Genomic DNA, 21,782 nt, shown 5'->3' on the forward strand with positions numbered 1-21,782 from the left:
TTCTAATTTTATTATAGTAAATGTAAGAAGAAAAGGAAAAGGGGTTTTTCAAATGTTGATTGAAATCGAAAATTTAGTGAAACGCTACGGTGACTTCACCGCATTAAATCATTTGAACTTATCAGTAAAAAAAGGAGAAATCTTAGGGTTGCTGGGACCAAACGGGAGCGGTAAATCAACGACCATCAATTGTGTATTGTCGTTGTTAACGTTTGATCGCGGCTCAATTAAGATTTTCGGAGAAGAAATGGGACCGGAAAAATATGCCATCAAACAAAAAATCGGTGTCGTTCCTCAGGAGATTGCTTTTTTTGAAGAGTTGTCTGTCACGGATAATATCAAATATTTTTGCGGTCTGTATGTTCAAGACAAAAATAAGCGTGAACAATACGTGGAAGAAGTAATCCAACTGGTAGGGTTAGAAGAGTTTCGCAAATTTTACCCGAAGCAACTAAGTGGTGGGTTGAAACGTAGACTGAATATCGCTTGCGGGATTGTGCATAAGCCTGAGCTGATCTTCTTAGATGAACCAACTGTAGCAGTCGACCCGCAAAGTCGGAATAAAATTTTAGACAGCATCAAAGAGTTGAATCGCCAGGGTGCGACAATCGTCTATACGACCCATTATATAGAAGAGGTCGAGATTTTATGTAACCACATCGTCATCATCGACCAAGGGCAAGTCATTGCAGAAGGCAGTAAAGAACAATTGAAGAACATGGTTCGTGAGAATGAAAAACTGATTATTGAAGTGCCAGGATTGACGCGCGAGCAAGTCGAAGCAGTCGGTGTTTTCCCATCAATTATTGATGTTACATATGATGAAAGCTATCTAAGTGTAACGACAAAAGAGCTGAAGGAAGCGTTGCTGCCGATCTTAAATTATTTCGAAGCTGAAAAAGTCATGTATGCCAATATCCATACGCAAGAGGCGACATTGAATGATGTCTTTTTAGAAATTACTGGAAAAGAATTGAGAGATTAGGAGGAGCTAAAATGTTTATTCGTTTATTTACGTATCGACTACGGGTTTTGTTGAGAAACCGCAGTTTGCTATTTTGGACCTTCGCTTTTCCGATCGTATTGGGACTATTATTCAATCTTGCTTTCAGTGATCTTGATAAGATTGGGACAGTGGAACAATCAACGGTAGGGATCGTTTCGTCAAGCGAGGAAAATCAAGAACGCTTTGAAGCTGTCTTAAAAGAAATCAAGCAGGATGACAAGGTAATCTTTAAAAGCAAAGAAATGACGAAGAAAAAGGCACAAAATCAGCTTTCAAATGATAAAATCTCAGGCTACTTTGAGCTCGATAATAAAAATATCGAGCTGTTCGTCAGCAAAAGCGACACTCAACAGACTGTTTTAAAAGAAGTGCTGAATCAATATCTGCAAAATACGAATAAAGTCGAGACTCTGATGGCGACAGGCCAAGTTCAGCCTCAAGAGGTCAGTCAGTTGCTTCAGCAAGAAAATTACGTTAAGGATGGCAATGGAACGGGTAATTTTAATCTGAAATCTTTCTATTTCTTTACCCTAGTTGGGATGACCATCATGTACGGATTTATGTGGGGGCTTAGAAATGCGAACGATCAGCAGGCAAATCAATCGCCAGAGGGTCTGCGGCTGTGTTTGATCCCGCGGAATAAATTATTCGTTTCTACTGCCAATATGCTGGCTAGTTTTGTCTTATTCTACGTCCAAACCGTATTGATTTTACTATTCTATCGATTTGTTTATCAAGTCGAATTCGGTGACCATTGGAACTACATTTTACTTGTCTGCGGTTTAGGCGCGTTCACCGCCATTTCCTTTGGAACCTTGATCGGCAATACCTTGTCTAAATTAGATTTTCAGCAAAAGATCTCGATCGGTATTTCCATCTCCATGATCATGAGTTTCCTAGCTGGTATGATGGGCTCTCAATCAATCAAATATTGGATTGATGTAAATCTACCCTTTTTAGGTCGGATCAATATCGTCAATCTGATTAGTGAAAGCTTATACCAGCTATTCTATTATCAATCGTTGAATCCATTCTATATAAATCTGATGTGGTTAGCTGGGTTTGGTGTTGTATTTATCCTGCTAAATTACTCTTTTGAAAGGAAGGTTCAATATGACCACTTATAAAGCGATCCTGGAAATTTTAAAAAAGAAAAAAGGCAGCCTTTTATTAGGCGTCATTATCATGGGAGTGATCACCTTTTTCTATGCCGGCCAATTAACCCAAGATGCTGAAGAATTGACAGGTGCGAAAATTGCAATTCTTTCTAAAGATGATTCAGCGATTGAAAAGGAGTTTGTGGATTATTTAGGCAAACAACATACGATTGTTAAATTAAAAGATACGTCTCAAAAAAGATTAGACGATGCGTTGTACTTTGGCGAAGTAGAATACATTTTAGAGATTCCAAAGGATTTCTCCGAAAAATTGGCAAAGGGCGAACAGGTCAAGCTAGCCAGTAAGACCCGACCTGCAACATTTTCAAAATCGTTAGTCGATACGACTGTCAATAGCTATATCAATACCTATTTGACCTACCAAAAACAGATGCCGCAAGAAAGTCAAACAGCTCTGTTGAATAAAACAAAGTCGACCTTGAGCAAGGATGCAGAGGTACATTTTGATACGACTTATCATAAAAAGAAAAAACAAAATGTGACTGGACAAATTTATAATCTATTGGCTTATGGGATGTTCATGTCGATTTTTAGCGGATATGCTGCGGTGAATTTGGCCTTCAATCGTGAAGAAATCCGGCGGCGGAACAGCTGCTCACCGATTTCTCGCCGCAAACTGTCTCGGAAGATTTCGATTGGTAATTTAATTTACTCGGTCTTTTGCTTGATCCTGTTTTTGGCCTTCGTAGTATTCATTACTCAGGGGAGTTTAGACCACGTCACGGGCTATTTCGCATTAAATACGGTGGCATTTTTCATTGCGGTTATCAGCTTTTCGGTAATGATAACTAGTGTCATGCAAAATGAAGACGCGATCACGGGGATCAACAATATCTTCATCATGGGTAGCTGTTTTGTCGGCGGGGTCTTTGTCCCGAGTCAGTTTTTACCAGATATGGTCAACAAAGTAGCGGCATTTACACCAACTTATTGGTTCGCCCAAAACAATGAGCTAATCGGAAAAACCATGAATTTCAATCAACACTTTTTGGATAAATTTTTATTTAACTCTGGCGTTCTGCTAGCATTTGCCGCAGCATTCTGGGTAATCCACATGATTACGATGCGGGAAAAAGGGGCGTGGTCATTGAAAAAGGCTCACGCATAGTAAAAGATCAGCGTGTCCAAATCTGAATTTGGATACGCTGATTTTTTATACTTCAAAGTAGAATTGCTGTTCGTCGCCGAAAAAGATCGGCAGTAGCTCATTTAAGGTTCCGGCTAATTTTTGTGTTTTTAGCTCTTTTTTTTGGATCCAAAAAAGATTATCGGAAACAGCTTGCTTTTCGACTTTTGCAGTGTAGAGAAAAGCTAGTTCGCGGGTTTCCTTGTTTATGTTATTCCACTCAGCTGTGCCTTGCAGGATTGGGTGAGTTGTATACCCAGTTTCTTCTTTGATCTCCCGTACTGCCGCGGTATAACTGCCCTCCTCTTTTTCCACATGTCCGCCAGGGAAAGTCCAGCCGGGCCAATCTCTTTTCCTCCGATCTTGAACCAAGACTTCTCCTAATTCATTTTCGATCATTACCATCATGGTTAATTCAATTGCCAATAAACGTGCCATTTGATCACCTCGTAGTGATTATACAACATACTACGCAGATTTTTTTGACAATGGTATACTAATTTAAGAACGAAAAAGGGTACTGCCCTTATTTTTATGTAGTAGCATTTTTAGGAGGAGTAATAGTGGAGAAAAAGGAAGAGCAATTATTGATTGATTTAACTTCTGCGCGCGGCATCGCTGGCAATGAAGACGAAGTCAGAGAGGTTTTCAAAAGCTATGCGAAGGAATTTTCTGACGATATTTTCTTTGATGGTTTAGGCAGCGTCATTGCGAAACATGGTGGCGGTGGCGGACCAAAAGTTTTCATCTCGGGTCACTTGGATGAAGTCGGCTTCATGGTCACAAAGATCACAGAAAAAGGGTTTCTAGAATTTCAAACGATCGGCGGCTGGTGGAATCAAGTAATGCTGGCGCAGCAGGTTGAGATAAAGACCCGCAAAGGAAAAATTATCCATGGTGTGATTGGTTCAAAACCACCTCATGTGTTGACACCGGAAGCGCGTAAACGTCCATTTGAAATCAAAGATATGTTTATCGATATTGGTGCGACAAGTGCCGATGAGGCCAAAGAATGGGGCATCCGCCCTGGCGATATGGTGACGCCCTATATCCAATACCAACGAATGAATGATTCAAAATTCTTGTTGGCGAAGGCTTGGGACAATCGCATCGGAACGGCTGTGGCTCTACGTGTCCTAGAAAACCTATCAAAACGTGAACATCATAATGTACTGTTTGCCGGCAGTGATGTGCAAGAAGAAGTTGGGCTGCGGGGGGCAAGAACAAGTTCTCATATCGTAAATCCCGATATCGCTTTTGCTTTGGATACAGGTACAGCAGGTGATACTCCTGGAATGACTCCGAAAGAGGCAGATTCAGTTCTTGGAAAAGGACCACAAATTTTGATCTACGACGCATCAATGGTGCCTCATAAAAAGCTATTGGATTTCGTGATTGATGTTGCCGAAGAATTAGATATTCCATTCCAATACACGGTGATTGCCGGCGGCGGAACAGATGCGGGACAAATGCATCTGACCCGCGATGGTGTGCCATCGTTAGCCATCACGGTGCCGGTACGTTATTTGCATTCACATACGTCGGTCATCCATGAAGATGATTATTTCAATACAGTCAAATTGGTTACTGAAGTCGTTGCTCGTTTAGATTACGATACGGTGGGAGAGATCAAGAATTACTAGATCCTTCAGCCGGAGCAAGACGTTGTTTGTTTTATGTCCGTTGGTTCATGTCAAAGGAGAAATGTGATTTGAATACAAAGATAGATACAAAACGTACTGAATTGGATCATTTAAAGAAAGAGTTGAAAACATTTAAACGGCTTAACTGTGCGAATGTCTCGCTTGGGCTTGAAGCAAAACGAGTTGAAGAGAAAATACAGCAGTTAACAAAAGAAATAGAAGCATTGCAACAATAGCTAACAAAAGCTGCCGAGCTTTTTCGACCGTAGTAATTGGAAAAGGTTCTTCAGTAAGCAAATCAGAAGAGGATGGAGAAGTGATTTTATGCGTCTTAGTGAATATCGTCAAACTGCCAAAGATCGATTAAAGGATCAATGGGGGATCAATGTAGGATTAGTGGTGATTGTTGGCTTATTAACCGGAGCGATCGGGAATGTTTCAACGATGACCAATAATACGAATCTTCAATTAGGAATCTCATTCTTATTGAGTATTCTGGTGACTTTTGCTTTCAGCTATGCGCTTTATTACATCAGTTTGTATGTTGTGCGAGGCGGCAGAGCGGAATTAGGACAAATTTTTGTCGTCTTTCAACAGGGCTATTATGTGCCCTTGATGCTGATCAATATTCTTGCGCAAATCGTGCAATACGTATTAGCGGCCATCTTTTTTATTCCCTTACTGCTGCAAGCTGGAAGTAGTGTTTACTTCTCATTGATTTCAACAGGCGGGGTTACCAGTACGTCCAATGTTTCTGCATTGTTGAACATAGGCGTATTAGGACTTTATGTTGTTTTAACTTTGGCCTTCTTACTTGCAACGACTATTATCAGCATCATTTTCAAATTCGCTGTTTGGGTGAAATTTGATTATCCAGATCTTAGCGTGGGAGATTGTATCAAACGTGCATGGTCATTATTGAAGGATCGCTGGGGGAAATATATCTTATTACAATTGTCATTCATCGGCTGGTATATCTTAGGCTTTGTTGCATTAATCGTGGGTCTGCTTTTCGTGGCAGTCTACGTGAATACTGCAAGCGCAGCCTTTTATGACCAAGCCTTGAAGGAAAAGATTGATCAGGGGGAATTAGCATGAAATTGACCGTTCTCGGTTGTTTGGGCGCGTATCCTTATGAAGGTCAGGGAACCACCAGTTATCTGCTGCAAGCTGATGGCTTTAATTTGTTATTGGATGCTGGCAGCTCAACACTTGTTGAATTAGAAAAAGAACTTGATCCATTAGATTTGGATGCGGTGATCTTGACTCATTATCATCACGATCATATTGCCGATTTAGGTGTCTTACAATATTATTGGCAGCTGTATCCGACTCAAACACCGAAGCCAATCCTACCAATCTATGGGCACACGGAAGATGAGTTTCATTTCAATGATTTGACGATGGAAGGCGTCACCGAGGGACATGCCTACTTTGAAGCAGAAGAATTGAAACTTGGACCGTTTCTTGTTACGTTTATGAAGACGATTCATCCAGTACCTTGCTATGCGATGCGCTTTGTGGAAGAAAAAACTGGAGCTGTCTTTGTCTTCACAGGAGATTCCGGCTATTTGGAAACCTTCAATGAGTTTGCTAAAGAAGCCAATCTGTTTTTAGCGGATACGTATCTATTTGATGGCAACGAACGGCATAAAGCGCACTTTACCGCAGGGGAAGCTGGTACTTTTGCAAAAGATGCGTCAGTCAAAAAGTTAGTCTTGACTCATTTGCCGCAGCATGGCGATTTGGAAGAATTACGTCAACAGGCCACAGCTGCGAGTGCAGGAATTCCTGTTGAGTTGGCTCAGCCACATAAAGTGTTCGAGATTTAAGAAAAATTCATTTCATAATAAGGAGCTGGAAACATGCTATACGTACCAAATGACAAAGAACGTGATCCGCGAGTAAACCTTGCCATCGAAACTTATCTGTTGCAGAATATGCCGTTAGATGAACCAATCTTACTTTTCTACATCAATGAACCATCCATCATTATCGGTCGCAATCAAAATACGATCGAAGAGATTAATAAAGAGTATGTGGACGAAAAAGGCATCCATGTCGTTCGTCGCTTAAGTGGCGGAGGCGCCGTATATCACGATCTTGGAAATTTGAACTTTAGCTTCATTATGCCGGATGATGGCAACTCCTTTAGAGATTTCAAGAAATTGACCGAACCGATCGTGGAAGCACTGCATAAGCTTGGGATCGAAGGTGCACAGTTAAAAGGACGCAATGACCTAGTAATTGACGACAAGAAATTCTCCGGTAATGCGATGTATTCGACAAATGGCCGGATGTTTGCTCACGGTACGCTGATGTTCGACAGTGATATCGATGAAGTTGTGAATGCCTTAAAAGTCAAAAAAGACAAGATCGAATCAAAGGGGATCAAATCGATCCGTTCACGTGTAACAAACATCAAGGATTTCTTGCCAGCTGATAAACAAGCTATGACAACAGAAGAATTCCGCCAAGCGATTTTATTACAAATTTTCGGCGTGGATAGTGTTGACCAAGTGAAGACTCATGAGTTGAATGAGGAAGATTGGAAAGCCATCAATCAAATCTCAGATGAATACTATAGGAACTGGGATTGGAATTATGGTCGTTCACCAGAATTTAACTTAGAACGGCAAAAACGTTTCCCGATTGGCTCGATCGAAGTCCGTCTGGATGTTGCCAATGGTGAGATTGAAAAAGCCAAGGTCTTCGGCGACTTCTTCGGGTTAGGCGAAATCAAAGATGTAGAAAATCAATTGATCGGTACCCGCTATGAGAAACAAGCTTTAGAAGAAAGTATTGATCAAATCGATCTGACCCATTACTTTGGGAATATCACCAAAGAAGATTTCTTATCATTAATCTACTAAAACATACCTAAAAGAAAACGACCTTTCCGAAAATCGGAAGGTCGTTTTTATATATCCAAAGTGATCTTAAAGTATTGTTGCTTTTCCTTGTTTTGCCAATGCCATTCGCCATTTGAACGTTTGACTGCCTGTTCTATTTCTGGATGATGATCGATGGGAGTTGTTTTCGCGACTGCTTCATCGAAGGTATGGCGCGTGAAGGCACTCGTACTGCTTTCGATAATCAACTGCGTATGCTCCTGCTTAATGGAAATATCGATGCTGCCAAAATTTGGATCATTCAGAAATTTCTCAAACAGCTGGATTAATAAAGCGATGTTTTCCTCAACTACCATGACTGTTTCCTGTTCAACAAGCAATTGACAGGAGAAAAATTTGGCTTGTTTGCGAAATTCTTTTTGATAGTAAGCCTGCATCTCTTGAAGCAGATGCGTTAATGCAGGTATTTGATTGTTGCTATAGGCTTCTTTTTCAGCCAGTAGCGTAAAGGTCATTAGTAAATTTTGCTGTTTTTCTTTGATTACAATCGACCGTTGAGCATTTTCCTGCTGCTTCGCTCGGTAGTGCTGGATAAATGTGATATCTTCTTCAAACTGATAACCGGAGATCAGAATCATCAGTCCGCTAAATAGGATCAAGGGCCAATCCGTTGTTAAGTTGGCTGCTCCAGCGAACAGCTGGATATAAAAGAAGCAGTGGATAAAAGCAGCCATGATGATTCCCGGAGAACAAATGGTGTAAAAGCGATTATGATCAGCAGACTCCGCCAAAGCGACCGCTGAGGTAAATAGGGTCATGAAGACATTGAACCCGCTGAAAATCTGCATCGCGATAGGTAAGGATAATTTGCCAGCGGCGATACAAAGCAGACCAATGATTAAAAGAAAAACCTGTGAAGCAACACCGTAAAGATAATAATGCTGATATTTTTTTGCCCGTAGTAAATAGTAGTTGGTTAAAAAGACAGGAATCAGAATAGCCGTTAGATTGTAAATAATCGATAAGGTTTTTGGACCAAATAACGTACCGGCAGGAACATTTAAAACGATCGACTGTAATCCAACCAAAACCGTGAAGCCAATCAACAAGAGTGCGGAGATAAATTGCCTTTTTGATCTTTTTGGTCTTAAAAAGAGCAGGACCAGCAAGAGAACGATCAAGGTGGAGCAAAGGATCAAAAGTAAGAATTGCGGCAAAGAACGGAGAATAAAATAGCGGCTGACCTCCGCACCTTCACCAATGAAAACTTGGGCGGGAATCCCAGCGTAGTATTCATAGGGAGTCTTCGTGACGATCCGTAATTTGTGCTGCTGATAATCCTGTGGCAGACGAATTGTCGTTTGCAGCAGGCCTGGTTCACTATGGTTTGCATCAGCACCGTATTTGTAAATAAGTTTTTCTCCAATAAAGACCGAGACCCATTGGTGATTGGTTCGAACGACCAGCTGAGGATCTTTGAGGGTCATTTCCAGCTGCTGCTGCATAACCAGCGCATTATTGGGCTGGACATTTTTCAATCGTTGCTCCGTTTTGCCAAAAACATAATGATCCGAATGGTCTTTTACGATAAAGGTCCAACGATCTTTCAATTCAGAAACATTCGTTTTTTTTATTTCATTATTCACTGTGAATATACTAACTGAAACAATAATTAAAATAACTACAATTATTAATATGGAGTTTGTTTTTGTCCGCAAGCGAGACAGCTTTTTGTCGGCTAGATTAGCAATGATGGAATAACACCCTTTCATTCAAAAAAAGAAAATAAATAGCAATATAATCTACAATAATAGTAACATATTGAGGAAATCTGTCAAAATTAATTCAAATTTTTATTCAATTAACAACTAAAAATTCGATTTTTTTGATTAATGTGATATGATGGAGATAAGATTTTTTTCTTTTTATAGGGAGGTAGAAGAGGGTGATGAAGAATAAAAAAATAACGGTTGTATATGCAGTATCGATTTTTTCTTTATTTCTGCTAGCAATACTGACCATTGTTATTCCAAAGGTGCTGGATGTCACGCCGTATGTGATTTCGGACAATAAAATGGCTCCGGAATATCATCAGGGTGGTTTAGTTTTTGTGAAGGATGTGATGGATCCCATCCATGTCGGCGATACAATCACTTATTATGAGAACCAAGGGAAGGCCATCAAAACACGGCGCGTATTAGCAGTAGATAATAAAATCGACGGCTATTTTGTCAAAGGGGATAACTCCGATAAAGCCGAGATGGGATTGGTCCATAAACGGAATTTGATTGGGCGGCCTCATTTTTATCTACCCTACATAGGAGTTCTTGCCGATGCAAAAGTAATGAATATTTTAAAAAGCACACTATTCATCAGTGCTATTCTGATGACCTTATCTACTTTATTTTTGCATACAGAACTGAAGCAGAAATTTCGCCAGCAAGTCGAATAAAAAAAGACCTTTACCAAGAGAGGTCTTTTTAGCAGTTATCTATCTAATACGAAAGCTTCAACTCATCTTTCACTTCATCTTGGGTATCTTTCATGTCTTCTTTTACTTCCTGACGAGTTTCTTTCAACTCTTTTTTGACTTCTTTAGAAGCTTCTTTGATTTCATCTTTGCTGTCGTCTAAATCCTCTTGAATTTCCTTTTTCACTTCTCGCATCTCTGTTCGAAACTCGCTCTTCCAAATAGGGCGAAGAATGTAGCGATTGACCGTGATCATTCCAATACAAACAAGTCCTAATACTAATACAGTAACATCTAAACGATTTCTTTTCATTTCCAATACCTCCTGGTTTATTCTGACTCTGGCAAAATCCGCTAATTTCAAAAACACTGTTTTTTATTTTCCGATTTATTACTACACTCTCATAATAAGAGAAAAACGAAAGCGTTACGTCCTACCAAAGTTGTATCTTCTTCTCGGAAAAAAGGCTGGAATAATAAAAAGAATGACAAATAGATGAAAAAAGAGCCTGCAAAGGGCTCTTTTGGATAGATTTAAGCGATAGTATATCCAACTTCTTGCAAGGTCGTCACGGCAGCATCATATTTATCGGCTTTGATCAAGATATAATCGGTGTTATAGGTTGAGATGGCAAAAATACTGATGCCCGCGTCAGCCAGCAAGGACGAAATTTTGGCTAGAATCCCGACTAAACTAAAATCCAATACACCCTCGATCTTGAAGCCTTTCCAGCCATCTTCTCGCTTGATCGTGTCCGTAGGCACATTGTCCGTTGCGGAAACGATCGACGTTTCTTCATCCGTCACACCAATAAAAAGTGGCTGCTGTGTCAGATCCACCGTCTTTAGGTCAGCGACCTGATAGACAGATAATTCTAATGGTAAAGTTACTAATTTCATTGAAAATCTCCTTTCATTGCCACATAGTCATTTAAATTTAGCAGAGGTCTTGCAGGAATGCAATCTGATTTTTTGCTGAAAAAATGACTCCATAGTATATTTGAGAAAATCAGCAAAGGGGGATTTTAGGAATGAAAGCTTTGTACTTTGAACAATTTGGCAGCAGCGAAGTTCTGCAATACGGTGAACTACCTCAACCAAAGATCGGAAAAAATGATGTATTAGTAAAAGTGGCGTATATCGGCTTGAATTTCGCGGATATCTATCGCCGGCGCGGCGAGTACCATATTGAAAAACATAACCCATATATCAATGGCTACGAAGGCGCCGGAGTCGTGGTAGAGATCGGAGCCGATGTTACGAAGCAAAAGGTCGGAGAGACTGTCTTGTTTGTCGATGTACCATTCGCGAATGCTGAATATGTAGCAGTCCCCAGTGATCAAGCAATTCAATTACCAGCCGGTATCGACAGCAAACTAGCTGCAAGTATCGGACTGCAGGGAATGACTGCCGATTTCCTTGCCCATGATCTTGGAAAGAATCTTCCTGGTGAAAAAGTATTCATCACAGGCATCAGTGGCGGAGTCGGACAAATACTCTCGCAAATGCTTGTCGCAGATGGCATTGAAGTCTTCGGTTCCGCTTCATCAGCAGAAAAACAGGCATTGGCGCTGTCCCATGGCGTGAAGGAAGTTTATCCAAGCCGAGAAAATGCTTGGGTTGAAACGATTGAAGGACAATTTGCAACTGCTTATGATGGCGTCGGGTTGACCCTTCAGCAAAGCTTGGACTTGATCAAGCATCGTGGCAAAGTCGTCTTCTTCGGTATGGCTGGCGGTGATCCAATAAAGATTGATCCGGTTGCATTGATGTCTGAATCGAAAAGCCTTTTGACCGGAGATTTATGGGATTACTTGATTAGCTATGATGAACGAAAGACCCGCAGTGAACGCTTATTCAGCTATTTCACCAAAGGACAGATTCAAATCAGCGAACCAACCATCTTTTCCCTCTCAGAAGGCAAACAGGCTCATGAGTATTTAGAAACGGGAAAGAGTATCGGGAAAGTGTTGTTGAAACCATAAAGCCGATCAAGCAAACACCACATGCACTTTCATGTGGTGTTTTTAGCTGGGAGCAGGGTCGAAATCTATTGAAAAGTAATTCAACGTTCTTTATCATTAAAGAAAAAGTAGTAGTTTTAGGAGGAAAGTTTGGATGAGTAAAGCAAAACAGGCGATCATTAAGTATCTTTTTGCATTAGCTATAGTTGTTCCAATCGTACTTAACTACATGGGCTTTATACATTTTTTTTATGAACTTTTGATCTTTGGAATAGTCTCAGGTATGGCAGCAGTCCTAATCCTTTTTAAAAAATACTATTTTCTGGCTAACTTGATTAGTTCAAAAGGTGAGACCTACACAGCCTTTGAACTTAAGTTAGGAAGATATTCTGGTTATGCGTGTTTTGCCATATCAGTCATCTGTTTCGTCTTAGCTTTTATCAATAGATAGACTTATTCGCTTGTCCTTCTTCACATAAGCATCAGTGAAGAAGGGCTTTTTTATAACCTGACACGTGTTTGCTGGTTTACGATGCTATACTAATGATGGAGGTGAGTACTGTGGCGGAATATCGTTTGTTCCAGATGGTTTATTATTTGATGGATAAGGGGAGTACCACAGCACCGGAGCTGGCAGAGAAATTTGAGGTTTCGATTCGAACGATTTATCGCGATATAGATATTTTGAGTGCCGCGGGCATTCCTGTGTACACGACGCAAGGAAAAGGTGGCGGGATTTTTCTGCCGGAAAATTTTGTCTTGAACCGATCACTGATTTCAGAGGCGGAACAGCAGCAGATATTGACAGCTTTGCAAGGATTAAGCGGAGTGGATGAAAAAAAAAATCAAGCGCTGTTAAAAAAATTAGGCAGCGTTTTTCAGAAGCAGACGACTAACTGGATCGAGATCGATTTCTCAGATTGGCATCCACAAAGTGAAGAGCTATTCCAAATTATGCAAAAGGTGATTTTTCAAAAAAACCGGATTCGTTTTCGTTATTTTAGCCGAGAAAAACCAGGCTCTGATCGCAAAGTTGAGCCACTGAAGCTGATTTTTAAAGCAAGAGAATGGTATCTATATGCTTATTGCTGTGAGAGGCAGGCAAATCGGCTGTTTAAGTTGAAACGAATCAAAGACCTGCAGCTGACAACAGAACATTTCGAACGGGCAGCGCCAGAGAAGGTGCTCCAGTCGGAAAAGATTTATTCTGCTGATAAGCAATTGGTTCAGCTAGCCTTTGTTCCTGAAATGGCGTACCGGGTTTACGAAAATTATGATCGGGTTGAACAGGCAGCAGATGGCCGTTTACTCGTTTCACAAGAATATCCGGTGAATGATAGTCTATATAGCTTTCTCCTTTCCTTCGGCGGACAAGTAGAAGTCCTGTCGCCTGAGTCTGTCCGAAACGAATTGATCAAAAAAATCAATCAACTTAAAATGATTTACTAAACCTGACACGAGCTGACAGGGTTTGCTCGCTATAATGAAGTCAAAGTAGAAAGTGAGGGAAAAGAAATGAAGTATGATTGGAAAAAACAAGAGAAGCATTTATACGGTACGAAAAAGCAGCCGGAAATCGTGACAGTGCCGCCGCAGAAATTTCTCACGATTAAAGGAGAAGGCAATCCAAACAATCCAGATTTCTCGGATCGGGTCGGTGTGCTTTATCCAGTCGCCTGGAGCATCAAGATGGGCTTCAAAAAATTTTACAAAGCACATCTGGAGTTACAAGAGGACTTTGAGTATTCAGAATTTGCGATCTTTCCGTTAGAAGGTATCTGGTCCACGAAAAATACCGCTGATATCACCGATAAGGAAAGCTTCGAATACAAAATTATGCTGCGGCAGCCTGATTGGATCACACAAGAAATGTTCGAAAGTTCAGTAGCGGCCGTAGCAAAGAAGGAGCCGAATGCTTTGCTGCAGGAACTGAATTTTGAAACGATTGAAGATGGAAAATGTGTCCAAGTTCTGCATCGGGGTTCATTTGATGATGAACCAGCTTCTTTTAGAAAGATGGATCAGTTCGTTGCAGATAATGGATTGAAACGCAGGAGCTTCGAACATCGTGAAATCTATCTGAATGACGCTAGAAAGACTGCACCGGAAAAACGTCAAACCATCTTAAGGTATAAAGTAAAGTAATCAAAAAATAGCAAACGAAACTTATAATTTAATAGAATCTAAAAAAAATGAAAGTACCGCCATCACCCAAAATGGGGAAGGTTTAGCAAAAAAAATCATTTATACTATAAATGAACAGAGGGGATGACTCGTTCGTTCCCTTTGGACAAGCTCTGGATTACTCATGAATCGCAAAAACGGTTAAGTCTCTAACCTCTCTCTAACCCAACCCTGTTGTAGCGTTGTTTGAGAACTTACTATCGCGAGCATGAGCAGTCCAGTTTTTTGCTTCTCGGGCACAATTTTAGTCTTCCTTCGGGCTTTCTAGTATAGTGGTCCTGAGGGAGGTGAGGACATGGAAAATCTTATTCTAGTTGGTCACATTATATTTGGTATCGCTTCATTTGTCGGCTCATTATTATTGACGATCGGTTTTAGAAATACTTTCGCCAAACTGACAGGGATCCAAAAATCAGGCATCGTTCTAACCGTAGCAAGTCTTTTCGGAACAATCGCCTTTGCGATGCTTACTAAAGGAAATGTCATGGGTGCAGTCTTGTTTATCGTATTAGGTTTAGCAATGTGCGCATTACTTGTAGCACCAAAAGCCGTTAAAGAAAAAAATTAGCATAAGAAAAGTCTATCAGCATGTAGTTGATAGGCTTTTTAAACGTGTTCAAACAGCGATGTCTTTTTTCCCATAGTGATAATAGCTTATTCCAATACAGAATATAATCACTATGAGTGTGATGAAAAGATAAGGTGTTTGAATGGTTTTCCCAATCACTAAATCTTCAGTATTAAAGTAACTGAAGGGAGAAAGGTAGTTGAGAAAGGAAAGCTTTTCTTTTAATGAGGCGGAGATACTAAGGAAGTAGCCCAAGAAAACGATACCTAATGCAATGGCAGTATTGGTTCGTGTTTTTGTGATATAAGCAGATAAGACAAACCCAATAAACATAAAAATCAAATGGATCGCCCAAGCACCAAGGGAGATGAACAGGAATCCCTTAGTATCAAAATCATAAATTTTGAAGTGATTCATGAGAAACCAATTACTAACCGAGAAGAAAAGATCAAACAGAGTGACATAGATCAAGGGGCACAACAACTTAGAGGTTATCAACGAAGCACGGTTGATCGGTTTTGAAAGTAAAAATTCGATCGTCCTTTCACTTTCCTCTTTTGACAAAATGGAGGAAGATAGTAGAATCGCATATACACTGCCGAAAATCGTCACTAATAAAAAGGAGCGGCTGGCGTAAAAGTGTAAGATATCCGTCATATTCAAACGATCGAGACTCAAGGCCTGAACAAATTCCTTTGGATACTGGGCTAACATGGCTTCCGTGTTTTTCGCCATTTCCGCGACAGATTCAAAGCTGGCGAGCATCATTGCATTGACCGCAATCAGGAGGACCAGCCAAATACTCCAAGCAACAAGATTACGTTTCAACTCTCTTAACAAAAGGTTCACTTCGCTTCAACCCTTTCATAGTAGTGTAAGAAAACATCGTCTAAAGATGGATCAAGGATAGAAATATCTTTAATTGCTTCGTGGTGTAAAGAATCGATCAAATCATTGATATTTCCTGAGAATAAGAAGGTCACATGGTTTCCAACAATCTGATGATTTGAACTATTTGGTACATTAAAGGAGGCAGGCCGGTCAAAAAACTCTAACTCAATTTGCTTGAAATGACTTTCTTGCAGCGCATCAATCCTTTCAAGCTTCAAAAGCTTCCCTTCGCGGATAATCGCGATCCGATCGCATACTTTTTGCACTTCACGTAAAATATGAGAAGAAAACAAAATGGTTGTTCCTTTTTCTTTCTCCTGCTCTAAAAGAGCGAAAAATTTATTTTGCATCAGCGGATCAAGCCCGCCAGTCGGTTCATCTAGTATCAATACTTTTGGCTGGTGCTGCAATGCTTGTACGATCGCGACCTTCTTTTTATTTCCATAGGATAGGGCGGTCATCTTTTTTGTCAGGTCCAGTTCCAACAGCTGAGCCAATTCCGTAGCTCGCCGTTCACAGTCTTTTTTGTAGAAGCGGGCGGAGTAGAGCAGCAGTTCGGCAACCGTCATATCCTCATAGAAGTTGATTTCCGAAGGGACATAGCCCACGATCTCTTTGATTTTTTTCGCCTCGTGAATACAATTAATCCCGTCAATCTGTGCTTCGCCGCTATTAGGATAAATGAAGGAGAGAAGTAGCCTGATCAACGTCGATTTGCCAGCGCCATTTGGACCAATCAATCCAATGATTTCACCCGGGTCTACAGAAAAACTGATATCCTCGATTCCTCGCGATTGGCCATAGCTTTTTGAAAGATGTTCAATGTTAATCATGTTCATTTTCGATCACCCCATAGAGTAAGATGTCTAAGTATTCCCTTATTTCCTTTTCGATCGTGTCCTTGTTTTGGAAGAATTCCATTGGTGTATCTTTGTACAACGTGAGGTATTGCATAATGATCGTATTGATGTAAAGGGTCATTCCCTGTAAAAGCTTTTCAGAATCTTTTTTGATTGGCAGAGTAGCGATCGCTTTTTGAAGAACCTGTGCTGATTGCTGCTGAGCTTGGAGCATATACTTCTGAATGATTTCTTGCTTTTCTTTCACAACCTCGATGTTCGTTTCCTTAGCCGCTTGGTTTACAAAAAGAATCTTTTCTTTTGCTTTGGAAGAGTACAGAGTCATTTTATTCTCCATGCTTTCAAAGAGAATATCGTAAAAATTGTTTGCGGTAATATCCTGCTTCACTGACATCAAGTCTTCAATACTATCACGTAATAGATAGAGGTAAAATTCTTTTTTGCTGCCGAAATAATTAAATAAGCTGCCCTTTGAAATCCCTAATTCCTTTGTGATTTGATTGGTACTGGCTTCTCCATAAGGATATTTTGTAAAAATCTCGATTCCTTTTTGCGTGATCTTTTCTCGTTTGTCCAATGGTAAGTTAAAAAAAGTTTCTATTGCCATATACTGCCCTCCTGACCACGTGGTCATTTTGTTTTTAAAAAAAATATTTCTTTCATCGTTCGAGTACAGTGTAACATTTTATGACCGGGTGGTCAATCGGATGTAGGTGACAAAATATTTTTATACTCATAGAGCGCCTCTGAAACTAGTCTCAGAGGCGCTCCGTTTTTGTGTATAAAATTTACTTTCTAGCAAGCAGCTCTCGTAATTCTTTGGGCGGTTCTTCTTTAAAGATAGTCCGCCATGAGTTGAGTAAATTCCCCTTATTAACCATGAGTGGTTCTATTCCGATGAAGCTAGGTACATGTTTTTGCAGAATCGATTGTGCTGCGGCCAAAGCGATGGCTCTTCCTTGTTCGAAGGGCTGTTGCGCACTCACGCATTTTATCGGTCCATCCTCAGCAATCACTAACGCGGAAGAAAAGTCTAAATCGACTGTTCCAACAATGACATCTAAACGGTCTAGAGTAGCTAATGCCTTGATGACTTGTTGCGCCGGTCCATCCCATGAGATATAGAGACCTTCTATTTCCGGGTGTTCAGCCAACAGCTCCAAGGTTTTATCAAAGACCTCACTTTCACTTTTGAAGGAGGAGTTCGCTACTATTTCCATTGCCGGAAAATCCTCATCAATCAGCTGTTGTGCCGAGGTATCTCTTTGATTGGTGGCATAAAAATCAGAGTCGAAGGTCATTAGACCGATTTTAGTTTTTCCATTAGCAGCCATTTGTTCGCACAAGCCTCTGGCAGCAAGTCTTCCGTTGGTAAGCTCATTTACTGATACGACCGACACGTAATCGTTAGGGGTTAACCCCTTTGGAACATTGGTGATCAAGATTAATTGACTAGGGCTGTCAACAATCTTTTTAAAGGCCTCGGCGGTTTTAGCGGTATCAGTTGGAATCGCAATAAAAATATCCGGCTCTAATGACAGGAGACTGTCGATCTGTTTGTTTTGTAGATCAGAATCGAAGTGAGCATCAGTTACACCGATAATGTTGATGTTAAGTTCATTAAATAGTTTATTTATCCCGGCTTCATGCAGGTTCATCCAAGAAGCTCCCGTATAGTGGAAAGAGATGACTGCGGTTCTTTTCGTTTGTTTTATCTCAGCGATCTCTTTTTCCGTGAGCATAATACTGTCAATGGAGTAGGCTTTCTCACCAAACGGTCCCTTGGCAATTCCTGAGGTGGAATTTTGTAAATGGAAGGTAGTTGGAACGACCTTTTTTACCTGCAAATCTGCCGAATACGAGTGGAGGATATTCAAAGCTTCAGAAACGATGCTAGAAAAATCATGTTCAATACTAGTAATGGCTGGATTGCATAGTGAATACCAAGATTCGCTGCCTAAGGAAATGACAGAAATATCTTCTGGGATACGATAACCTGTTTTGCTAAAATAACCAATCACTTCATTGATAATTATTGGATCAACAAAGATACCAGTTGGCGGGTAAAGATTATCCTGTAAAAATAACTCATGCAGCTTTTCAAGCAGTTCCTTTTCGGAAAGTCGTCTAGTTGAAACAATATCCTCATCAATCTCCAACTGGCTTTTTTGAAAAGCCTGTTTAAAGCCTAGAAGCGAATCGTTCTCCACTTTATCAGAAAAGTCTATATAGGCAATTCTAGAATGACCACTTTTTATTAAATGATTGGTTGCATGCTCTACCCCGGCACGACTATCACTTGAAATGGATGGCAGAGTAATCGTTTCATAGTTATTGGTACTGATTATTACAAACGGAATCTTGTAAAATTTTTTAGGAAATACTGGTTCAACCTTTTCTGAGTAAATTAATATTTGACCAATAATTTTTTCAGCGAAGCTATCAAACATCACCTCAAATTCCTTCGTTATATCTTGATATTCGACAGGAATAACTACGACATTTTTATTTGTTTGCTGCTGGCGAATTTCTGCTAGAACACCCATTTGAAATTTGTCAGAAAAGTTTGGTACGTACACCAATAGGATTTGTACTTTGTTCTCATTTTTTTTATTTTGCTTTAGGACAAAATTTGGAACAGAATCAAGCGAAGAGAGGACCTCTTCTACTTTTCTTTCTAACTCAGGGCTAACATATCTAGTTTTTCTAACAACGTGAGAAACTGTAGCTACAGAAACGCCAGCCATTTCCGCTACTTCTTTAATAGTCGTCAAAAAATCACCATTTTCTATTTTTATCTAATTCACATCATACTACAAGGAATCAGTAAAGTGAACGTTTTTATAATTGACAAAGAAGTCAGCGAATCACGAGCGGCAGTAATGAATACTTACCTTGAAGAATACTGAAAGCAAATTGGTTTTTTAGTAAAGGTTTTTGGAAATTGTCCTTGGCAGAAAACACTTAGCCATTGTTGTTAAAGTGTTTTCTGCTTTTACCAGATTCGTTTTCTTACTAAAGACCATTTGGAAAATGGAGGACTTCATTTTTTCTTGAGGCCTCAAAACAAGCATCGATAATTGTCGTTAGTCGTATTAGTTCTTCATTTTTGATAAAAGGCTCAGCTTTCCCGTCAATTGCTTGGGCGAAATTGTCATAAAACTCAACGACGTTACTTTCGACATAAGGCAAAGGAAACGTTTCAACAGAATTATCATTTCTCGGGGCCATGGTTTTTGTGAGACCGGCACCAGTTTCGACCGGAACGGCTTCTTTTGCTAACTCTCCAGTCAAGGTTACAAATTTTCCGTTGAGTTCAAAGTCTTCAATGACAGCTGTTCCAATCGATCCAACAACATACCATTCAGGTAATTCGATGAAATTGGTCGTTCCAACTTCTAAATAGGCTTTCTTCAATGAATCAAAAACAATTTCTATTTTAAACCCATCGTCCACTTCATGATTCAAAAAATAGGTTAAAGTAGCATGTAGACTAATTATTTTTTGATTTGGAAATAGAAATAGTATTCGGTCTATTAAGTGAACACCCCAATCTAGTAGCATACCGCCGCCTTGATTTTTATTTCTGCGCCAATCTTTTGGAATCCCGCGAGAACCTTGTACGCGATTTTCAACATATAACAGCTCACCCAGCTTTTTTTCTTCGAGTAATTTTTTGGTGATTAAAAAATTTTCATCCCAACGTCTATTTTGGTGGACGGTAAATTTTTTCCCGCATTTTTCTGCAGTTGTTAAAATTTCTTTTAATTCTGAAGTATTCAACGTAACAGGCTTTTCTGAGATGACATGTTTTCCTGATTGCAGAGCCTGAATGGCGATCGTCTTATGGGTATCGTTTGGTGTTGCTATCAAAACGATCTCAATGGTGGAATCGTCTAATAGAGCTGACAATGAGTCATACTTTTTGATTTTTGATGAAATTGTTGAGTAATCCTTGTCTGAATCAATATCAAAAATGCCAGTGATCTCAACGTATTGGCTCTCCTTGATACGTTTGATATGCTGCTTGCCCATCCCGCCAAAGCCTACTAAGCCAACTCTTTTTTTCATGTTAAAACATCCTTTCTATTAAAACATTCCTCAATATATTTTTTAGAGTGAATAAGTGTTTGTTCAGCTTCGCTTTTGTTCTCACTCTTGAACTCTAAAGTAAGATCCTTTGAATAGTTCTTCTCTTTCAGCGTTTCAAAAATCGTTCTCCAGTCAATGCTTCCTAATCCTAATGGGGCTGGTCTGTACCAACCAAAATCATAGGGATGCTCCCGTTCTATCTGTTTTCCAAAAATTCCATATCTGCTGAGATTATCAGTTTCAACAAAAACTTCCTTTATATGAATGTTGAAAATTCTATCGTAGTAATCAGTGAGTGCTTTCGTATAATCGATTTTTTGCCAAATAAGATGAGAAGGATCAAAATTTAGTCCGAAATTTTGATTTGGTATCCTTGAAAACATTTCGTCCCAAAGCTCAGGACTGTAGGAAATGGTTGCTGGGAATCCATTTTTATCCCATGACGGCATGGAACAATTTTCAATGGCGATTTTGATCTTTAATTGGTCTGCATATGCCACGATTGGACGTACAAGGGAATCTAGCAAAGTAAAGTTTTCAGCGATTGATTTACTGGCGTCCCGACCTAAAAAAGTACTGATTTGCGGAATGCCATTTTCAAAAGCGAAGTCAATGAGCGCATACAAATTGTCAATATGCATCTGTCTTAAGCGTTTTTGCTCGGTCAAAATATTTTGATAATAAGCTAGAGATGAAATACGAACCTCATTTTCAAAGAGCTCGGAATTTAAAAGTTGGGCATTGAAAAAGCTCAAACGCTGGACCGAACTTGGCGTTAAGGAAACTTCTAATTGAGAATAGTTGAGTTGATTAGCCAAATGGACCTTATCTAACAAAGATCCGTCAAAACAGCTTGTCAAAAATCCTAGTTTCATAAAAAACACATCCTTTTTACGTAAATTTTATATTTTCATCTCAAAGATACAACGGATCGGGAAATTTTTCAAT

The 21,782-nt window shown here is 39.9% G+C and carries 24 protein-coding genes; 14 read left to right on the forward strand and 10 right to left on the reverse strand.

Features of this window, described 5'->3' with window-relative positions; all coding sequences use genetic code 11:
• Nucleotides 1-52 precede the first annotated feature (52 nt).
• From AC4J95_RS13455 to AC4J95_RS13465, 3 genes are read left to right on the forward strand one after another with little or no spacing between them, the layout of a single operon-like run.
• Nucleotides 53-985, forward strand: a complete 933-nt coding sequence (locus tag AC4J95_RS13455; protein WP_494550325.1) for an ABC transporter ATP-binding protein — start codon at nucleotides 53-55, stop codon at nucleotides 983-985.
• A gap of 11 nt (nucleotides 986-996) precedes the next feature.
• Nucleotides 997-2,133, forward strand: coding sequence for an ABC transporter permease (locus AC4J95_RS13460; protein ID WP_494550326.1), 1,137 nt, complete (start codon nucleotides 997-999; stop codon nucleotides 2,131-2,133).
• Nucleotides 2,120-3,292, forward strand: a complete 1,173-nt coding sequence (locus tag AC4J95_RS13465; protein WP_494550327.1) for an ABC transporter permease — start codon at nucleotides 2,120-2,122, stop codon at nucleotides 3,290-3,292. The genes AC4J95_RS13460 and AC4J95_RS13465 overlap by 14 nt, the downstream gene beginning before the upstream one ends.
• 45 nt (nucleotides 3,293-3,337) lie before the next feature.
• Here the strand turns inward: AC4J95_RS13465 and AC4J95_RS13470 are convergent, their stop codons facing one another.
• Entirely contained in the window at nucleotides 3,338-3,748 is a 411-nt protein-coding gene (locus tag AC4J95_RS13470; protein WP_494550328.1) for an NUDIX domain-containing protein, read from the reverse strand.
• Between the two features lie 125 nt (nucleotides 3,749-3,873).
• Here AC4J95_RS13470 and AC4J95_RS13475 point away from each other — a divergent pair, with 125 nt between their 5' ends.
• The 5 genes from AC4J95_RS13475 (at nucleotide 3,874) to lplA (ending at nucleotide 7,826) form a co-directional block, all read left to right on the forward strand.
• Nucleotides 3,874-4,953, forward strand: coding sequence for a M42 family metallopeptidase (locus AC4J95_RS13475; RefSeq protein WP_494550329.1), 1,080 nt, complete (start codon nucleotides 3,874-3,876; stop codon nucleotides 4,951-4,953).
• A 68-nt stretch (nucleotides 4,954-5,021) separates the two neighbouring features.
• Nucleotides 5,022-5,189 carry a hypothetical protein gene (locus tag AC4J95_RS13480; protein WP_494550330.1) on the forward strand — a complete coding sequence of 56 codons (168 nt, stop codon included), beginning with the start codon at nucleotides 5,022-5,024 and terminating at the stop codon, nucleotides 5,187-5,189.
• A gap of 88 nt (nucleotides 5,190-5,277) precedes the next feature.
• The gene (locus tag AC4J95_RS13485; RefSeq protein WP_494550331.1) at nucleotides 5,278-6,051 is read left to right on the forward strand and encodes a DUF975 family protein; all 774 of its coding nucleotides are present in this window, start codon (nucleotides 5,278-5,280) and stop codon (nucleotides 6,049-6,051) included.
• On the forward strand, nucleotides 6,048-6,785 hold the full coding sequence (locus tag AC4J95_RS13490; RefSeq protein WP_494550332.1) for an MBL fold metallo-hydrolase: 738 nt from the start codon (nucleotides 6,048-6,050) through the stop codon (nucleotides 6,783-6,785). The genes AC4J95_RS13485 and AC4J95_RS13490 overlap by 4 nt, the downstream gene beginning before the upstream one ends.
• A 33-nt stretch (nucleotides 6,786-6,818) precedes the next feature.
• On the forward strand, nucleotides 6,819-7,826 hold the full coding sequence (gene lplA / locus AC4J95_RS13495; RefSeq protein ID WP_494550333.1) for a lipoate--protein ligase: 1,008 nt from the start codon (nucleotides 6,819-6,821) through the stop codon (nucleotides 7,824-7,826).
• A gap of 47 nt (nucleotides 7,827-7,873) precedes the next feature.
• Here the strand turns inward: lplA and AC4J95_RS13500 are convergent, their stop codons facing one another.
• Nucleotides 7,874-9,451: an MFS transporter gene (locus tag AC4J95_RS13500; protein WP_494550334.1), complete on the reverse strand. Its 1,578-nt coding sequence runs from the start codon at nucleotides 9,449-9,451 to the stop codon at nucleotides 7,874-7,876.
• Between the two features lie 302 nt (nucleotides 9,452-9,753).
• Between AC4J95_RS13500 and AC4J95_RS13505 the strand changes: the two genes are divergently transcribed.
• Nucleotides 9,754-10,257 (forward strand): signal peptidase I, encoded by a 504-nt coding sequence (locus AC4J95_RS13505; protein ID WP_494550354.1) that lies wholly within the window; start codon nucleotides 9,754-9,756, stop codon nucleotides 10,255-10,257.
• A gap of 43 nt (nucleotides 10,258-10,300) precedes the next feature.
• On the opposite strand, the gene AC4J95_RS13510 is transcribed toward AC4J95_RS13505, so the two are convergent.
• Both AC4J95_RS13510 and AC4J95_RS13515 read right to left on the reverse strand, forming a co-directional pair.
• Nucleotides 10,301-10,588: a YtxH domain-containing protein gene (locus AC4J95_RS13510; protein WP_494550335.1), complete on the reverse strand. Its 288-nt coding sequence runs from the start codon at nucleotides 10,586-10,588 to the stop codon at nucleotides 10,301-10,303.
• A gap of 221 nt (nucleotides 10,589-10,809) precedes the next feature.
• Nucleotides 10,810-11,175 carry an ACT domain-containing protein gene (locus AC4J95_RS13515; protein WP_494550336.1) on the reverse strand — a complete coding sequence of 122 codons (366 nt, stop codon included), beginning with the start codon at nucleotides 11,173-11,175 and terminating at the stop codon, nucleotides 10,810-10,812.
• A gap of 131 nt (nucleotides 11,176-11,306) precedes the next feature.
• On the opposite strand from AC4J95_RS13515, the gene AC4J95_RS13520 reads away from it, so the two are divergent.
• The 5 genes from AC4J95_RS13520 (at nucleotide 11,307) to AC4J95_RS13540 (ending at nucleotide 14,991) form a co-directional block, all read left to right on the forward strand.
• Nucleotides 11,307-12,260 (forward strand): zinc-binding dehydrogenase, encoded by a 954-nt coding sequence (locus tag AC4J95_RS13520; protein ID WP_494550337.1) that lies wholly within the window; start codon nucleotides 11,307-11,309, stop codon nucleotides 12,258-12,260.
• Nucleotides 12,261-12,393: 133 nt separating this feature from the next.
• Nucleotides 12,394-12,690: a hypothetical protein gene (locus tag AC4J95_RS13525; RefSeq protein WP_494550338.1), complete on the forward strand. Its 297-nt coding sequence runs from the start codon at nucleotides 12,394-12,396 to the stop codon at nucleotides 12,688-12,690.
• Between the two features lie 110 nt (nucleotides 12,691-12,800).
• Nucleotides 12,801-13,688, forward strand: a complete 888-nt coding sequence (locus tag AC4J95_RS13530; RefSeq protein WP_494550339.1) for a helix-turn-helix transcriptional regulator — start codon at nucleotides 12,801-12,803, stop codon at nucleotides 13,686-13,688.
• A 66-nt stretch (nucleotides 13,689-13,754) separates the two neighbouring features.
• Nucleotides 13,755-14,384: a GyrI-like domain-containing protein gene (locus tag AC4J95_RS13535; protein ID WP_494550340.1), complete on the forward strand. Its 630-nt coding sequence runs from the start codon at nucleotides 13,755-13,757 to the stop codon at nucleotides 14,382-14,384.
• 334 nt (nucleotides 14,385-14,718) lie between these two features.
• Nucleotides 14,719-14,991 (forward strand): Na+-transporting malonate decarboxylase, carboxybiotin decarboxylase subunit, madB, encoded by a 273-nt coding sequence (locus AC4J95_RS13540; protein ID WP_494550341.1) that lies wholly within the window; start codon nucleotides 14,719-14,721, stop codon nucleotides 14,989-14,991.
• Nucleotides 14,992-15,039: 48 nt separating this feature from the next.
• On the opposite strand, the gene AC4J95_RS13545 is transcribed toward AC4J95_RS13540, so the two are convergent.
• The 6 genes from AC4J95_RS13545 to AC4J95_RS13570 all read right to left on the reverse strand — a co-directional run bounded on the left by AC4J95_RS13545 (nucleotide 15,040) and on the right by AC4J95_RS13570 (nucleotide 21,709).
• On the reverse strand, nucleotides 15,040-15,840 hold the full coding sequence (locus tag AC4J95_RS13545) for a DUF2705 family protein (RefSeq protein ID WP_494550342.1): 801 nt from the start codon (nucleotides 15,838-15,840) through the stop codon (nucleotides 15,040-15,042).
• Complete coding sequence (locus AC4J95_RS13550; protein WP_494550343.1) at nucleotides 15,837-16,721, reverse strand: ABC transporter ATP-binding protein; 885 nt, start codon at nucleotides 16,719-16,721, stop codon at nucleotides 15,837-15,839. Before AC4J95_RS13550 ends, AC4J95_RS13545 begins: the two co-directional genes overlap by 4 nt.
• Nucleotides 16,708-17,349 (reverse strand): TetR/AcrR family transcriptional regulator, encoded by a 642-nt coding sequence (locus AC4J95_RS13555; RefSeq protein ID WP_494550344.1) that lies wholly within the window; start codon nucleotides 17,347-17,349, stop codon nucleotides 16,708-16,710. The genes AC4J95_RS13550 and AC4J95_RS13555 overlap by 14 nt, the downstream gene beginning before the upstream one ends.
• A gap of 181 nt (nucleotides 17,350-17,530) precedes the next feature.
• On the reverse strand, nucleotides 17,531-19,516 hold the full coding sequence (locus tag AC4J95_RS13560; RefSeq protein ID WP_494550345.1) for a LacI family DNA-binding transcriptional regulator: 1,986 nt from the start codon (nucleotides 19,514-19,516) through the stop codon (nucleotides 17,531-17,533).
• Nucleotides 19,517-19,757: 241 nt separating this feature from the next.
• Nucleotides 19,758-20,813 (reverse strand): Gfo/Idh/MocA family protein, encoded by a 1,056-nt coding sequence (locus tag AC4J95_RS13565; RefSeq protein WP_494550346.1) that lies wholly within the window; start codon nucleotides 20,811-20,813, stop codon nucleotides 19,758-19,760.
• Nucleotides 20,810-21,709: a sugar phosphate isomerase/epimerase family protein gene (locus AC4J95_RS13570; protein WP_494550347.1), complete on the reverse strand. Its 900-nt coding sequence runs from the start codon at nucleotides 21,707-21,709 to the stop codon at nucleotides 20,810-20,812. Before AC4J95_RS13570 ends, AC4J95_RS13565 begins: the two co-directional genes overlap by 4 nt.
• Between the last annotated feature and the right edge of the window lie 73 nt (nucleotides 21,710-21,782).

It is taken from the genome of Enterococcus sp. GPZ-007, assembly GCF_059374735.1.

Excerpts from the sequence above, each read along its gene's own strand:
- AC4J95_RS13455 (WP_494550325.1), top strand. The coding sequence starts at position 53 with ATGTTGATTGAAATCGAAAATTTAGTGAAACGCTACGGTGACTTCACC.
- AC4J95_RS13460 (WP_494550326.1), top strand. The coding sequence starts at position 997 with ATGTTTATTCGTTTATTTACGTATCGACTACGGGTTTTGTTGAGAAAC.
- AC4J95_RS13465 (WP_494550327.1), top strand. The coding sequence starts at position 2,120 with ATGACCACTTATAAAGCGATCCTGGAAATTTTAAAAAAGAAAAAAGGC.
- AC4J95_RS13470 (WP_494550328.1), bottom strand. The coding sequence starts at position 3,748 with ATGGCACGTTTATTGGCAATTGAATTAACCATGATGGTAATGATCGAA.
- AC4J95_RS13485 (WP_494550331.1), top strand. The coding sequence starts at position 5,278 with ATGCGTCTTAGTGAATATCGTCAAACTGCCAAAGATCGATTAAAGGAT.
- AC4J95_RS13490 (WP_494550332.1), top strand. The coding sequence starts at position 6,048 with ATGAAATTGACCGTTCTCGGTTGTTTGGGCGCGTATCCTTATGAAGGT.
- lplA (WP_494550333.1), top strand. The coding sequence starts at position 6,819 with ATGCTATACGTACCAAATGACAAAGAACGTGATCCGCGAGTAAACCTT.
- AC4J95_RS13505 (WP_494550354.1), top strand. The coding sequence starts at position 9,754 with ATGAAGAATAAAAAAATAACGGTTGTATATGCAGTATCGATTTTTTCT.
- AC4J95_RS13510 (WP_494550335.1), bottom strand. The coding sequence starts at position 10,588 with ATGAAAAGAAATCGTTTAGATGTTACTGTATTAGTATTAGGACTTGTT.
- AC4J95_RS13515 (WP_494550336.1), bottom strand. The coding sequence starts at position 11,175 with ATGAAATTAGTAACTTTACCATTAGAATTATCTGTCTATCAGGTCGCT.
- AC4J95_RS13520 (WP_494550337.1), top strand. The coding sequence starts at position 11,307 with ATGAAAGCTTTGTACTTTGAACAATTTGGCAGCAGCGAAGTTCTGCAA.
- AC4J95_RS13525 (WP_494550338.1), top strand. The coding sequence starts at position 12,394 with ATGAGTAAAGCAAAACAGGCGATCATTAAGTATCTTTTTGCATTAGCT.
- AC4J95_RS13535 (WP_494550340.1), top strand. The coding sequence starts at position 13,755 with ATGAAGTATGATTGGAAAAAACAAGAGAAGCATTTATACGGTACGAAA.
- AC4J95_RS13540 (WP_494550341.1), top strand. The coding sequence starts at position 14,719 with ATGGAAAATCTTATTCTAGTTGGTCACATTATATTTGGTATCGCTTCA.
- AC4J95_RS13550 (WP_494550343.1), bottom strand. The coding sequence starts at position 16,721 with ATGAACATGATTAACATTGAACATCTTTCAAAAAGCTATGGCCAATCG.
- AC4J95_RS13555 (WP_494550344.1), bottom strand. The coding sequence starts at position 17,349 with ATGGCAATAGAAACTTTTTTTAACTTACCATTGGACAAACGAGAAAAG.
- AC4J95_RS13565 (WP_494550346.1), bottom strand. The coding sequence starts at position 20,813 with ATGAAAAAAAGAGTTGGCTTAGTAGGCTTTGGCGGGATGGGCAAGCAG.
- AC4J95_RS13570 (WP_494550347.1), bottom strand. The coding sequence starts at position 21,709 with ATGAAACTAGGATTTTTGACAAGCTGTTTTGACGGATCTTTGTTAGAT.